The sequence below is a fragment of the Noviluteimonas gilva genome (assembly GCF_009740395.1).
Classification (GTDB): Bacteria; Pseudomonadota; Gammaproteobacteria; order Xanthomonadales; family Xanthomonadaceae; genus Noviluteimonas; species Noviluteimonas gilva.
On sequence record NZ_WOXT01000002.1, the window covers coordinates 124,130 to 137,720 of the forward strand.

Genomic DNA, 13,591 nt, shown 5'->3' on the forward strand with positions numbered 1-13,591 from the left:
GGCCTCCACGCTGCGGGAAACTCGGCCTTTCCGTTCGGACCACCCTTTCCCATGACCCGACTCATGACCCGCTCGACCTTGTGCCTGGCACTGGCCGCCGCATTCGCGCTGCCCACCCTGGCGCACGCGCAGGCCGCCCTCGCGCAGCCCGCCGCCACCGCGCAGACCGAAGACGCGCGCCTAGCGGGCTTCGATGCCTACGTCGACGCGGTGCGCAAGCAGTTCGAAGTGCCGGGCATCGCGGTCGCGATCGTCGAAGACGGGCGCATCGTCTACGAACGCGGCTTCGGCCCGCGCGAGATGGGCAAGCCGGCGCAGATCGACGAACACACGATGTTCGCGATCGCCTCCAACACCAAGGCCTTCACCGCCACCGCGCTGTCGATGCTGGCCGATGAAGGCAAGTTGTCGCTCGACGACCGCGTGATCGACCACCTGCCGTGGTTCCGCATGAGCGACGCGTACGTCACGCGCGAGATGCGCATCAAGGATCTGCTCGCGCACCGCAGCGGCCTGACGCTCGGCGCGGGCGACCTGCTGTATTGGCCGACGACGACGTACACGACCGAAGAAGTCGCGCGCCGTTTGAAGGACGTTCCGCTTGGCGGTTCGTTCCGCGGCCAGTATGCGTACGACAACATCCTGTTCGGCGTTGCGCAGCTGGTGATCGAAGAAGCGAGCGGCATGAAGTACGAAGACTTTTTGCGCCAGCGCATCTTTACGCCGCTGGGCATGAACGAAACGCGCTTCAACAGCGATCGCCTGAAGTCGGGCGACAACGTCGCCACCGGTTACGCGCTCGCCGATTTCAAGACGCTGGAGCCCGCGCCGCGCATGACCTGGCACAACGTGTCGGGTGCGGGCGGTATCTATTCGAGCGTCCACGATCTGAGCAAGTGGATGAACATGCACCTGGCCGGTGGCACGTACACCGATGCGAAGGGCAAGGAACACCAACTCGTCAGCAAGAAGCGCCAGCAGGGCATGTGGACGATCGTCACGCCGATTCCGGTGAACGATCCCTCCGTTCCCGAACTGCGCCCGGGCAAGCCCAACTTCCTCGGTTACGGCGAAGGCTGGCAGCTCTCCGATTACAGCGGCAACAAGCTCGTCTGGCACACCGGCGGCTGGCCGGGCATGGTTTCGCGCCTGACGCTGGTGCCCGACAAGAAGATCGGCGTGATCGTGCTGACGAGCCAGGAAGTCGGCGCCGCGTTCAACGCGGTGACGATGCAGGCGCTCGACGCGATGCTGGGCACGCCGAAGCACGATTGGCTCGACGCGTACAGCAAGGCCGTGGCGAAGTCGAAGTCGAAGGCCGACGAAGACATGCAGAAGCACGTGGCCGCGCGCGATGCGAACGCGAAGCCGTCGTTGCCGCTTGCATCGTACGCCGGCACGTATCGCGACCCGTGGTACGGCGACATCGACATCAAGAACGAAGGCGGCAAGCTGGTCATGCGTTTCACCAAGACGCCGGACATGGTCGGCGACATGGAGCCGTGGCAGCACGACACCTTCGTCGTGCGCTGGCGCCAGCGTTGGTTGAACGCCGATGCCTTCGTCAACTTCGACCTGGATGCCGACGGCAAGATCCAGGAAGTGCGCATGGATCCGATGTCGCCGCTGACCGATTTCAGCTTCGACTTCCAGGACCTGCGCCTGAAGCCGGTCGTCAAGGAATAACCGACGAGATCGCAGCGGCGGCGCGCGTGGGGACGTTGAACGAAACGCTCACGCGCGCATAACCGGCCATGCGCGAATCAAGCGCATGGCCGCGCTGCGCAAGCTGTTGCTGGCACCCCTCGTGCTGGTGCCGCTCCTGCTCGTGCTTGCCTTGGGCGCCTACGCGGCGCTGGGATTCTGGGGCGTGCCGTGGCTGGTCCGTTCGCAGGCGACGGCCTACGTGCACGACACGCTGCATCGCGAGTTGAAGCTCGGCGAAATCACGTTCAATCCGTTCAATTTCAAGCTGACCTTGCGCGACGCGATGATCGTCGAACAAGGCAAGCCGCTCGTCGGCATGCGTTATCTGTTGGCTGACTACCAGGCCGCGTCGCTGTTCAAGCGCATGCATATCCTGCGCGAGGTGACGCTCGACCGGCCGTACGCGCGCGCCATCCTGCGCGCCGATGGTTCGCTCAATCTCGCCGACCTGTTGCCGAAGACCGATCCCAACGAACCGCTGCCGAATGCGTTGATCGAAGATCTGACGATCGCCGGCGGCCGGGTCGATTTCACCGATGCCCGCACCAAGCGCGCGCCGACCAAGGCCTTCGCACCGATCGCCTTCGACCTGCAGAACTTCCGCACGACCGCCGAAGGCGGCCGCGCGCAGTTGCAGGCGCGCAGCGACGACGGTGAAGCGATCACGTGGAAAGGGCAGGTGTCGCTCGCGCCGGTGTCTTCGCGCGGCGCGTTCACGTTGCGCGGCTTGCAGTCGAAGACGATCGCGGATTTCGTCGGTGACCTGCTGCCGTTCCAGCTGACGAAAGGCCGCGTCGACCTGGGCGGCGATTACACCTTCGCGCTGCCGAAGCAGGGCGGCATGCAGCTCGATGCGCGGCTTCCGAAGATCGAGGCGCGCGAGCTTCGCCTGCGCGCGCAGGGCGTGGACAGCGATTGGGTCGTCGTTCCGTCGGCGACGGTGACCGACACGCGGTTGTCGCTCGCGCGTCGCGAGGTGTCGATCGGTGCGTTGCAGACCAACGGTGTCGAAGTCGAGGCGTGGATGGAACCGAACGGCGACATCAGCCTCGGGCGCCTGTTCACCGGACAGGTCATCGAAGCGGCGAAGGCGACGCCGGGCGAGGAATGGCGTGTGCACGTCGGGCAGGCGCGCATCGACAACGCGAAGATCGCGCTGGAAGACCGCACGGTGAAGCCGGCCGCGCGATTCGCGCTGACCTCGGTGAACGCAACCGCGGGCGATCTGAGCTTCGACATGGCGCACGCGCTGCCGATCACCGTGACCGCCACCGTCAACGGCAAGGCGCCGTTGAAACTGGACGGCGAGGTCATTCCGGATCCGTTCTCCGCGGACTTGAACGTCGAGGTCTCCGACCTGCCGATGCGCGACGTGCTCGCGTACTTGCCCGACTATCCCTCGCTCGACCTGCGTTCCGGCGACGTCGGCGCCAAGGGGCGCGTCGTACTGCGCCCCGCGGAAGCGCCGGGCCCCGAACTCGAATACGACGGCGACGCGAGCATCGCGGACTTCGATCTCGTCGACAAAGCGAACAAGCAACCGTTCCTGTCGTGGGGGCGCGTGGATGTCGGCGGCATCGATTACGCCGCGGCGCCCGATCACATCGCGATCCGGTCGATCAAGGTCCAGCGTCCCGTCGCGCGCGTGATCATCGAGCGCGACGGCACGCTCAATCTCGCGAACACACTCGGCGCCGCGACGCCGACGACGCCGCAAGCGCGCGCGACGCCTGCGAAGAACGCGTCGACGCTGCCGCCGCTGAAAGTCGGCGAGGTCCGCCTCGCCGCGGGCACGATGCAATTCGCCGACTTCTCCGTGCAACCGAACTTCCAGGCGAAGATCGAAGCCTTGCAGGGACGCATCTCGAACATCTCCACCGCGCCGCGCACCGCGAGCCAGATCGACCTCAGTGGTCACGTCATCAACCGCTACTCGCCGGTGACGATCAAGGGCTCGGCGAACCTGCTCGCCTACGACGAACGCACGCACTTGGCGATGCAGTTCCGCAACATCGAGCTGCCGATCTTCAATCCCTACTCGGGCAAGTGGGCGGGCTATGCGATCGCGAAAGGCAAGCTGACGACGGAGCTGGACTACAGGATCGACAATCGTCGCCTCGTCGCCGACCACCACGTCGTCATCGATCAACTCAAGTGGGGGCAGGCGACCGACAGCAAGGAAAAGGTGAGCTTGCCGGTGCGGCTGGCGACGTCGCTGCTCAAGGACAGCAACGGCACGATCAAGCTCGACATCCCCGTGACGGGCACGCTCGACGATCCGAAGTTCCGCCTGTGGCCGATCATCTGGCAGATCGTGAAGAACATCGTCGTCAAGATCGTTAGCGCGCCGTTCAAGTTGCTCGCGGGCTTGTTCCAGGGTGCGGAGGACGCGCAGTACGTCGACTTCGCGCCGGGCTCGCCCGCGCTGCCGGACAAGGCGAAGGGTGCGTTGCCGAAGCTGGCCGACAGCCTCGCCGAACGGCCCGAGCTGCGTCTGGACATTCCCGCCGGTCCGATCAGCGCCACGGACAAGGCGGCGCTCGACGACCAGCGTTTCCAGGCCGCTGTCGCGGAATTCCGCGCGGGCACGCGCAACGGTGAAACGCCGTATGCGGAACTCGACGACAAGGACAAGGCCGACGTGCTCGCCGACATGTACAAGCGCGATTTCGGCAAGCGCCCCGAGCCGCCGGACGCGACGGCGATGCAGGCGGGGGACGTGCCGCCTTCGTCATCGGTGCCGGTGCAGGTGGAGATCGTCCTCGACAACCCGAACCCGACGCGCCGCGAACGCAAGGCGCAGCGACGTTCGTCGGAAGTCGCATGGCTGGAATCGCAATTGCGCCCGCGTTATCGCGCCGACGCCGGCGCCGCGGATCAACTCGCGAAAGCGCGCGCTGCGGCCGTGCAGGAAGCGTTGCTCGCGAACGGGAAGGTCGATCCGGTCCGCGTGTTCCTCGACGCGACCAAGTCGACGCAGGAAGAGAAGGGCAAGGTGCGCATGGAACTGGCGCTCGAGTGAGCGCCAGTCCATCGCGCGCGATCACTCGATCGGCTTGTCGAGCATCAACTCGCTGACGAAACGCACGGGCGGCGCGCCGTACGACAACACCTGGTCGTGGTAGGCCTTCGCGTTGAACTTCGCGCCTTCCTTCGCTTCCCACGCCTTGCGCAGGTCGAAGTGTTCCTGCGCACCGACGAAGTAGGTCGGCAGTTGCGCCGAGGTCAATTGCGCGCGCACCCACTTGCCCGCCGCCTCGCGTTCCTGCTGGAAGGTCTGGCGCGTCATCAGGTCCATCGCCTGCTCGCGCGTCCAGTTGTCGACGTGCACGCCCTGGTCGAGGATCGCGTTGCCGATCGTGCGCAGGTAGAACTTCAGTTGCACGAGGCGGAAGAGCGGATCGTTATTCATGTAACCGGCGTCGGCCATCATGTCTTCGGTGTAAACGGCCCAGCCTTCGGCGAACAGGCCCGAACGCAACACGCCGCGCAGCAGATCCTTGCTCTCGGTCGAATGCGCGCCTTCCAGGTAATGGCCCGGCATCGCTTCGTGGATCGACAACAGGTGGATCATGCGGCTGTTGTATTCGCGCAGGAACGAATCGACCTGTTCCTTCGACCAGTCCTCGGGAATCGGCGAGATCGCGTAGTAGGTGTCGAGGCCCTTGTCGAGCGGGCCCGGCGAATCGCAATACGCCACCGACACGCCGCGCTGGAATTCCGGCATCAGGATGATCTTCACCGGCGCGTCGGGCACGGTGACCAGTTGCTTCTCGCGCGTGAACTTCGTCGCGTCCGCAAGCGTCTGCTTGGCGAAGTCGACGACGTCCTCGCGCTTCGGGCGATCGGCGTACGCGAGTTCGAGTGCGGCTTCGATGGCTTTCTGTTGCTGGTCGTCCGTCGGGTTGTCCGGCATTTCCGGTGCGTTCGGCTTGTCCTTCAGCACGGTGCGGGCGATGCCGTACATTTCGCCGCGCACGCGCTTGAGCTCGGATTCCGCACGTTGCTTGATGTCGGCGCGCGAGAGCGAAGACATCAGTGCGAACTTCAGCTTCTCGTCGTAGAGCTTTTCGCCGATGCGGAAGTCGCCCTTCGCGTTGGGTACGAGTGTGCCGTCGAGCCACTTCTGTTGTTCGTCGACCGCCTTGCGCAAGCCCGCGATGGCGGCGTCCAGGCGCTTGCGATCTTCGCCCTGCAATTGATCGGCAGCGGGCACGATGAACTGGTCGACGAGGCCGACGACGCCCGCGTTCTGCTTCGACACGGTTTCTGCGTGGATCTTCGGCACGCGCGCCGGGTCGAGGTTTTCACGCATCTGCGCGAACAGTGCCGGCAGCTTTTCCATGCGCGCGGTCGCCGACTTCAGGCGCTCGGGCATCGGCGCGAAATCCCGCGCCATCAGGTTGTACAGCGCGCCACCGGCGAGGCTGTTGTAGAGCTGCGGATCCCACGCCCACGATTGCAGGGTCTCGAGTGCGAAGAGGTCGCCGCGCACCTGGTTCTTCAGCAACAGCAAGTCGACCTGCATCTCGCGCGAGAGCGTCTTCTGGTCGAGCGCATCGAGTTCGGCGAGCAGCTTCTTGTTGAAGTCGACCTGCGCCTGGCGGCCGGCGGCGGAGTAGTCGTCGAGGGTCGCGTCGAAGCGGTGGTCGCCGATCTGCGATGCGCTCACCGGGTTCAGGCGCATCCACTCGTCGAGCCAGCGCTTGGAGAGTGCGTTGAACTTCGCGTCGGCCTGTTCGGTCGAGGCGGCCGTGGCCGCGGTGCCTTCGGCCGGCGCCGTGGGCGCCTGGCCCTGGCAGGCGGCAAGGGTTGCAGAGAGAAGGGCAGCAGCGAGCAGGCTGTGGCGCATCGTGAAGGGCCGGCAGGGAAGAAGGGGCCGAGCATAAAGGCCCGCGCGCCCGCGCGCATGGGCCTGCTAGGCTGGCGCCACTCATCGGGGAGACTTCCATGCGTGCATTGCTGGCCGTCGTGATGTTGCTGGGTTTGTTCGTCGCGCCGGCGCGCGCGGCGTGTCCGCCGGAGGGCAAGACGCGCGAGCAACTCGAAGCGCTCAAGGTGTTGAAGTGGACCGTGCCCGATGCGGCCGAACGGCAGGTGCTCGCCGAAGGCCTGGTCGATTGTCTCGGCGATGCGGATCCGAAGTTGCGCGATGGCATCGCGTACGAAGCGATGGCGCATTGGATGCGTGCGGGCGAGATCGATGAACTCGGGTTGCGTCCGTTGCGCGATCGCTTGTACGCGGCGTTGCAGGCGGATGATCCGGAGGGTTTCCGTCGCCCGTTCGCCGCGCTGGTGTTGTCGGAAGTCGCGCGCACCGATCGCATCAAGCCGTGGATGACGCCGGAAGAACGCGGGGCGATGGTGGAGACCGCATCGCGCTATCTCGAATCGGTGACCGACTATCGCGGCTTCGACGACAAGGAAGGCTGGCGCCACGGTGTCGCGCATGGCAGCGATTGGCTGATGCAGCTGGCGCTGAATCCGGCGCTCGATCGTGGGCAACTGGATCGGATGCTTGCGGCGATTGCGACGCAGGTGGTTCCGTCGGCGCCGCACGCGTACGTCTATGGCGAACCTGGGCGCCTCGCGCGGCCGGTGATGTTCATCGCCAAGCGCGAGTTGCACACCCCCGCCGAATGGGACGCGTGGTTCGTCGCGCTCGCGCCGAAGCTCGGCGACTCGAAGGATTACAACGACAACGGATGGTTGCTGCGCCGGCACGATCTGCTGGCGTTCCTCACCGGCTTGTACCTCGAAGCCGATCGCAGCGAGGATCCGCAACTGCAGGCGCTTGAAGCACCGGTCGTCGCGGGATTGAAAGCGGTGCCATGAATGTAGGCGACGAATCGCACGATTCGCGAGACGCGTGCGAATTGAGCGAGTGATGCGGTCTTCCGCACGATGTGTGCACCCCACACATCGTTACGGAGAGATTGATGAAACGCATCATGCTTTTGGTTGTGCTGGCGCTTGGGATGTCGCCGTTGTTTGCTGCAAAGGCGCAGCAGATGTGTTTCGAGGATCGCAAGGTCCTCGCGGTCAAGATCGGCTACGTGGCCTTGCCGATGGGCAGCGATGGCGGCAACGCCGTGTACTTCAAGCTCGACAACAACGCTTGGCGGCCGCTGAACAATACGTACAACCTCAATGACGGAGGAAAGGGCGAGGGGTTGTACAAGATGCTGATGACCGCGATGGCCGGCGGCTTCAAGATCCGCGCGTACGACCACTACTACCCGTACTGCGACGACGTCGACGAAATCGAAATCTACCGCTGACGGCGGCGCGCACATGTCCCGCATCCTTTCGATGCTGCTGGCAGCGGCGTGCCTGCTGCCAGCCCTCGACGCCGTCGCGCAACCGCTGCCCGAGCCCATCAAGCTCGTCTATCGCGCGGACTCGCGGCCGCCGGAAGACATGTTTGCCAGCGGATTCTTCGGACGAGGCAGCAACATGGACCTCCTCGCCCACACGCTGGGCGGGTCGTGCGAGGAAACCAACCTCGCACGCGCCAGCACGTGGGTCAGCATGAGTGCCGAGCACGAAACCGCGATCGGCTTCGCGACCGGGCGCCTGGAGGGCATTGAAGAGAACGGGCCAGAGCATTCGATGTGGATCTACACGATCCGTCCCGACGAGACCTACCTCGACGTGCGCAGCGTCATCCAGAGCGCCGCGTTTGCAGGCTGGTATGGGCAACAGGGCTACACAAGCGCGCAGGGGGACACCCTCGCACACCTGTTGTACTCGACCTTGCTGGGAAGCGAGCGGGAAGTGGTGGCGCATTACGTGGCGCCAGCGAACATCGTCAGTGCGCAGAATGTCTACTTCAACGAGGGTGGCTACAACCTCGTCCGGGGGACCATCGCAACCAATCCGTGTTACCGGGCGCTGGATACGCAGGCGAGCGACGTCGTTGCCGATCTGCATGCCTTCGTTCCCGCGGCGTCGATTCGCGACGACTACGACAGCGACTCGGACAGCGAAGGCTCCTGCTCGATGTCGTGCGACGGTTCCGTGGAAAGTGCCTCGTCGCGCAGTCCGTTGGCGGTGGCGCCGAGGTCGGCGCACTGCAAGGTGCGCAACGGGTTCTCGCCGATGTTGCTCGACATCATCAACGACTGAGGAAGCGCGCAAATGCAACTGGCTTCCCACGTCCGGGCGCTCCTGGTGGTCGCTCTATGCGCGTCTGCGTTACCAGCCGTCGCGCAGATCAATCCCGGCTTCGATCCCTCGACGCCGATTCGCGTCGTGTACCGCGTCGAACTGACGCCACCATTCAGCGCGTTCATTGCAGGTTTCACCGCGCGCGGCGTTGACCGAGATCTGATCTCGCTGACGTCGGGTCACCCGTGCATCAACTGGATCCCCCTGCAGGGCCCGGCGTGGGTGAGCATGACAGCGGACCGCGAGCAAGCTGTCCGGTTCGCGCGCCGATACCTCGAAAACACGCCCGGGAGCGGGCCGCATCGTCCCGTTTACCTCTACGCCATTCGTGCCGACGCGGAGTTCCTCAGCGTTCCAGGTGCGTTCTACAGCGCGATCGATGCCGGGCGCGAAGCGCGCGCCGGTTACACGCCGGAACATGCGAACGCGCTGGAGTACCTGCTTTACACGCGTCCGATCCTCGGCGAACAGGCTGTTGTTGCCACGCACGTGCGTCCACGCAACATCGCCAATGCAGCCGCGCTGTGGCTCCAGAACGGCGAGGTTTTCGAGGATGGCGTGGGAATCACCAATTCCGGCTATGTCCACGACCCATCGACAGCCGCGATCAACGTCGTGCCCGACTCAGGCTTGCCGACGCTGTTACCGCAGCTCTCGATTCTTTCGAGTGAAGTCAGGGCGACAGGCACGTGCGCGATGTCCTGCGATCGCGCGAAGTCGGCCAGCAGTTTCTCGCTGCCCGACGACACCGACTACGCAGCGCAATGCAGCCAGAGCGACGCCATCGCGCCGCTACTTCTCGACATCATCAACGACTAAGGAGATCGCGCGATGCACCCGGCTTCCCACCTTCGCGCGTTCCTGGCGCTCGTCCTGTGCGCCTCTGCGTTGCCAGTTGCCGCGCAGATCAATCCCGGCTTCGATCCATCGACGCCCATCCGACTTGTGTATCGCGTCGACTTTACGCCGCCGCACGACGCCTTCAACACGGGATTCACGCCGAGCGGCACGGTCGGCGACCTGCTTTCCCTGACATCGGGCCTGCCGTGCAACAACGCGAACCCGCAGCGCCCGGCGTTGGTTGCCATGACCACGGACCGTGAACAAGCACTCCGGTTCGCGCGCCGGTACCTCGAAGGCTTGCCGTGGAGCGGACCGGGAAGTCGCGTCTACCTTTTCTCAATTCGCGCCGATGGGAATTACATCAGCGTCCCAGGCGCCTTCTACAGCGCGATGGACGCCGGGCGCACCGCGCGCGCCGGTTACACGCCGGAACATGCGAACGCGCTCGAGTATCTGCTTTACACGCGCTCGATCCTCGGTGAGCGAGCTGTCGTTGCCCCGCGTGTGTCTTCACGCAACATCGCAAACGCGACGACGCTGTGGCTCCAGGACGGCGCGCTTCGCGAGGGCGACGCGCCCTATCCCAACCCGAGCTACCGCCACGATCCCGCGACGGCTGCGACCAACATCGTGCCCGATGCACAACTGCCGGCCCTGCTGCCTCACGACGCGATCCTGTCCAGCGAAGCAGGGGCAACGGGCACCTGCGCCCTGTCCTGCGATCGCGCCACGTCTGCAAGCAGTTTTTCGGCGCCCGACGACGAGATGGACTACACCAACGTCTGCAGCCAGAGCGATGCGATATCGCCGCTGCTGTTCGACATCATCAACGACTGAGGTTGCCCGATGCAGCTGGCTCCCATCCTTCGCGCGCTCGTGGCGCTCGTCCTGTGCACGCCTGCGTTGCCAGCCGCCGCGCAAATCAATCCGGGCTTCGACCCCGCGACGCCGATCCGTATCGTGTACCGCGTCGAGACCATGCCGCCATTGAATGCCTTCTTCGTGGGGTTCAATGCGCGCGGCATCAACGAAGACCTCCTCGCGTTGACGTCGGGTGCCTCGTGCAACAACCCGATTCCGATCCATGGCGCAGCGTGGGTGAGCACGACGGCGGACCGCGAACAAGCGGCCCGCTTCGCGCAGAGGTACCTGGAGCGCACGCCCCAAGTCGGGTCGGTGCGTCCAACCGTTTACATCTACACCATCCGCGCCGACGCGAATTACATCAGCGTGCCGGGGGCCTTCTATAGCGCCATGGGTGCCGGACGGGAGAATCGCGCCGGCTACTCGCCGGAACATGCGAACGCACTCGAATATTTGCTGTACACGCGGCCGATCCTCGGCGAACAGGCCGTCGTCGCGCCGCAGGTACAAGCAGGCAACATCGCCAACGCGACGCCGCTGTGGTTGCAGAACGGTGCGATGGTCGAGGGCTTCGCCATCTCCAATGACCGATACGTCCACGACGCGGTCACGTCTGCGACGAACGTCGTCCCCGATTGGCGCCTGCCAAGCCTGCTGCCGCCGTACGCGATCCTGTCGAGTGAAGCAGGCGCAACAGGCACCTGCGCGATGTCCTGCGATCGCGCCACCTCGGCGAGCAGTTTCTCGATCGAGGTCGAGATCGATTACGCCACGCAATGCAGCGCGAGTGACGCGATGACACCGCTGTTGTTCGACATCATCAACGACTGAGGAATCGCGCGATGCAAGTGGCTTCCATCCTTCGCCCACTCCTGATGGTCGTTCTTTGCGCGTCGGCGTTCCCCGCCACCGCGCAGATCATCGATCCGGAGTTCAATCCCTCGGAGCCCATCCGCGTCGTGTATCGCGTTCACGTGGGATCGTCCGCGAGCGCATTCGCCGGTGGATTCCGTGCGCCCCGCGGCACCAATGAAAACCTCCTTGCACTGACGTCGGGCGCCCCGTGCATCAGCACGTCTCCGGTCCCCGGGACAGCGTGGGTGAGCATGACGGCCGACCGCGGGCAAGCATTGCGCTTCGCGCAGCGACATCTCGAAAACCGGCGCTCGATGGCGCGTCAAGCCGTCTACATCTACGCCATTCGCGCCGATGCAACGTTCATCAGCGTCCCCGGCGCCTTCTACAGCGCGATCGACGCCGCGCGCGAGTGGCGCGCCGGCTACGCGCCGGTACATGCGACCGCGCTCGAATATCTGCTGTACACCCGTCCGATCCTCGGTGAACAGGCGGTCGTGTCCAGGCGGGTACTTCCCACCAGCATCATCAGCGGGACGCCGTTGTGGATCGAGGGAAATGTGCTCATGGAGGGTGTCGACATACCAAACGGGAGCTACATTGCAGCCGATACCGAGGCGTCGCGTGTCGTGCCCGATGAACTCCTTCCCAACCTGCTGCCGCCGAACGCGATTGCGTCGAGCGAAGCGGGCGCCCAAGGCAGCTGCGCGATGTCCTGCGACCGCGCCACCTCGGCAAGCAGTTTCTCAAGCGACGACGAGATCGATTACGCCGCGCAATGCAGCGTGAGCGACGCCATGTCGCCGCTGCTCTTCGACATCATCAACGACTGAAGCTCAATCCTCATCCTCGTCGAACTCCGCGAGGACATCCAGGTCGAACGCCAGCGCCTCCACCGTCTCGCGCACCTTGCGTGCCGTCGACTCGTTCGGTGCCTCGATCTCGACTTCGTGGACGTCGCCGCCGCTGTTCAAGTCGCTCAGCCCGGCCGAGCTGGAGTCGGCATCGTCCATGTGCGGCATCAGGTCCGCCACTTCCTCGACATGCTCGATGCCGTCGAGGCTTTGCAGCAGGTTGATGATCGCGCGCGCGTCGTCTTCGCTTCCGGTGACACGCAGTCGCAAGGTAGGCATCGGAGGGCTCTCGACGGTGGGGACGCCGATGAGGCTAGGGAGCCAGAAGCTAAAGGCGCGTGACGAACGCGCCTCGCTGCCAGGCTACTTCGCCGGACGCACCGGCAGGGGCACGTTGCACAAATCGATGTGGCCGGCGGGGCGCTTGTACCACTCGTCCTTCCGGTTGCGGCGCGATTCGGCGACGGTGGTGAAGGTCTTGCTGTCGGTGCGCAACAGTTCGAGTTGCGTGCGCTCGGCTTCCGGCAGCTGGCTGGCGAGTTTCACCGAGGTGATCGGCACGTATTGCTTGGGGTCTTCGTAGAAGCCGAGCGGGCCCGTGCCGCGCGGGAGCACGCTCAGCAACTCGATGCCCTGCACGACGCGTCCCACGAGCGTGATGTTGCGGTCGAGCATGCGCGGCGATTGTCCCGTCACTGCGTACAACGACGTGCCGTCGCTGCTGTCGGCGTCGACGTCACGGCCGGCACCGACCATGCCGTAGCAATGCGCGAGCCAGGCGGTATCGGACTTGGGATCGCGCGCGGCGGGGAAGCCGTTGGAGAATCCCACTTCCGGCGCCCAACCATCGCTGTCGGGCAGGCGCACGAACGGCGCGCCCGTCGCCTTGCGTTCGAACTCGGCCGGCAGCTTGGCCTTCGCCGTTCCCTTCTTGCGCTGCTTGGCGGCGTCTTCTTCCGCGTCGCCCCATTGCGCGACGTAGTTGTCCTGCGAACGAATGACGAACAGGCCGTCCCAGTAACCTTCCTTCGCGAGCGTGCGGATGTTGGCGACGTGCTCGGGCGCGAAGTCAGGCGCGAGTTCGATGATCACGCGGCCGGCGGGCAACCGCATGTAGAGCGTGCGATCCGGATCGAGCTTGCGCCAGTCGGTTTTCGGCGATGCATCGAGGATCTCCTGCATCGACGGCACCTTGGGTTTCTCGTCGGCGGCGAGCGCGGAGACGGACGCGAGTGCGACGGACAATGCGAGGGCCAGCGAGCTGACGTGCGACGGCATGCGGAACTCCGGCGAAAGGG

At 65.0% G+C, this 13,591-nt stretch carries 12 protein-coding genes; 9 read left to right on the plus strand and 3 right to left on the minus strand.

Annotated elements, in window-relative coordinates; genetic code table 11:
• Nucleotides 1-63: 63 nt before the first annotated feature.
• Complete coding sequence (locus tag GN331_RS07475; RefSeq protein ID WP_156641377.1) at nt 64-1,686, plus strand: serine hydrolase; 1,623 nt, start codon at nt 64-66, stop codon at nt 1,684-1,686.
• Nucleotides 1,687-1,771: 85 nt separating this feature from the next.
• Nucleotides 1,772-4,729: a DUF748 domain-containing protein gene (locus GN331_RS07480; RefSeq protein WP_156641378.1), complete on the plus strand. Its 2,958-nt coding sequence runs from the start codon at nt 1,772-1,774 to the stop codon at nt 4,727-4,729.
• 21 nt (nt 4,730-4,750) lie between these two features.
• Here the strand turns inward: GN331_RS07480 and GN331_RS07485 are convergent, their stop codons facing one another.
• Complete coding sequence (locus GN331_RS07485) at nt 4,751-6,559, minus strand: DUF885 domain-containing protein (RefSeq protein ID WP_156641379.1); 1,809 nt, start codon at nt 6,557-6,559, stop codon at nt 4,751-4,753.
• Between the two features lie 98 nt (nt 6,560-6,657).
• On the opposite strand from GN331_RS07485, the gene GN331_RS07490 reads away from it, so the two are divergent.
• From GN331_RS07490 to GN331_RS07520, 7 genes are all read left to right on the plus strand, one after another.
• On the plus strand, nt 6,658-7,542 hold the full coding sequence (locus GN331_RS07490; RefSeq protein WP_156641380.1) for a DUF2785 domain-containing protein: 885 nt from the start codon (nt 6,658-6,660) through the stop codon (nt 7,540-7,542).
• Between the two features lie 104 nt (nt 7,543-7,646).
• The gene (locus tag GN331_RS07495; protein ID WP_156641381.1) at nt 7,647-7,988 is read left to right on the plus strand and encodes a hypothetical protein; all 342 of its coding nucleotides are present in this window, start codon (nt 7,647-7,649) and stop codon (nt 7,986-7,988) included.
• Nucleotides 7,989-8,001: 13 nt separating this feature from the next.
• The gene (locus GN331_RS07500) at nt 8,002-8,835 is read left to right on the plus strand and encodes a hypothetical protein (protein WP_156641382.1); all 834 of its coding nucleotides are present in this window, start codon (nt 8,002-8,004) and stop codon (nt 8,833-8,835) included.
• A gap of 12 nt (nt 8,836-8,847) precedes the next feature.
• Nucleotides 8,848-9,696: a hypothetical protein gene (locus tag GN331_RS07505; RefSeq protein ID WP_156641383.1), complete on the plus strand. Its 849-nt coding sequence runs from the start codon at nt 8,848-8,850 to the stop codon at nt 9,694-9,696.
• A gap of 126 nt (nt 9,697-9,822) precedes the next feature.
• On the plus strand, nt 9,823-10,557 hold the full coding sequence (locus GN331_RS07510) for a hypothetical protein (RefSeq protein WP_197427046.1): 735 nt from the start codon (nt 9,823-9,825) through the stop codon (nt 10,555-10,557).
• Nucleotides 10,558-10,566: 9 nt separating this feature from the next.
• Nucleotides 10,567-11,415 carry a hypothetical protein gene (locus tag GN331_RS07515; RefSeq protein WP_156641385.1) on the plus strand — a complete coding sequence of 283 codons (849 nt, stop codon included), beginning with the start codon at nt 10,567-10,569 and terminating at the stop codon, nt 11,413-11,415.
• Between the two features lie 11 nt (nt 11,416-11,426).
• Nucleotides 11,427-12,272, plus strand: a complete 846-nt coding sequence (locus GN331_RS07520; RefSeq protein ID WP_156641386.1) for a hypothetical protein — start codon at nt 11,427-11,429, stop codon at nt 12,270-12,272.
• 3 nt (nt 12,273-12,275) lie between these two features.
• Here the strand turns inward: GN331_RS07520 and GN331_RS07525 are convergent, their stop codons facing one another.
• Nucleotides 12,276-12,572, minus strand: coding sequence for a hypothetical protein (locus GN331_RS07525; protein ID WP_156641387.1), 297 nt, complete (start codon nt 12,570-12,572; stop codon nt 12,276-12,278).
• Nucleotides 12,573-12,656: 84 nt separating this feature from the next.
• The gene (locus GN331_RS07530; protein ID WP_156641388.1) at nt 12,657-13,571 is read right to left on the minus strand and encodes a peptidylprolyl isomerase; all 915 of its coding nucleotides are present in this window, start codon (nt 13,569-13,571) and stop codon (nt 12,657-12,659) included.
• Nucleotides 13,572-13,591 lie beyond the last annotated feature (20 nt).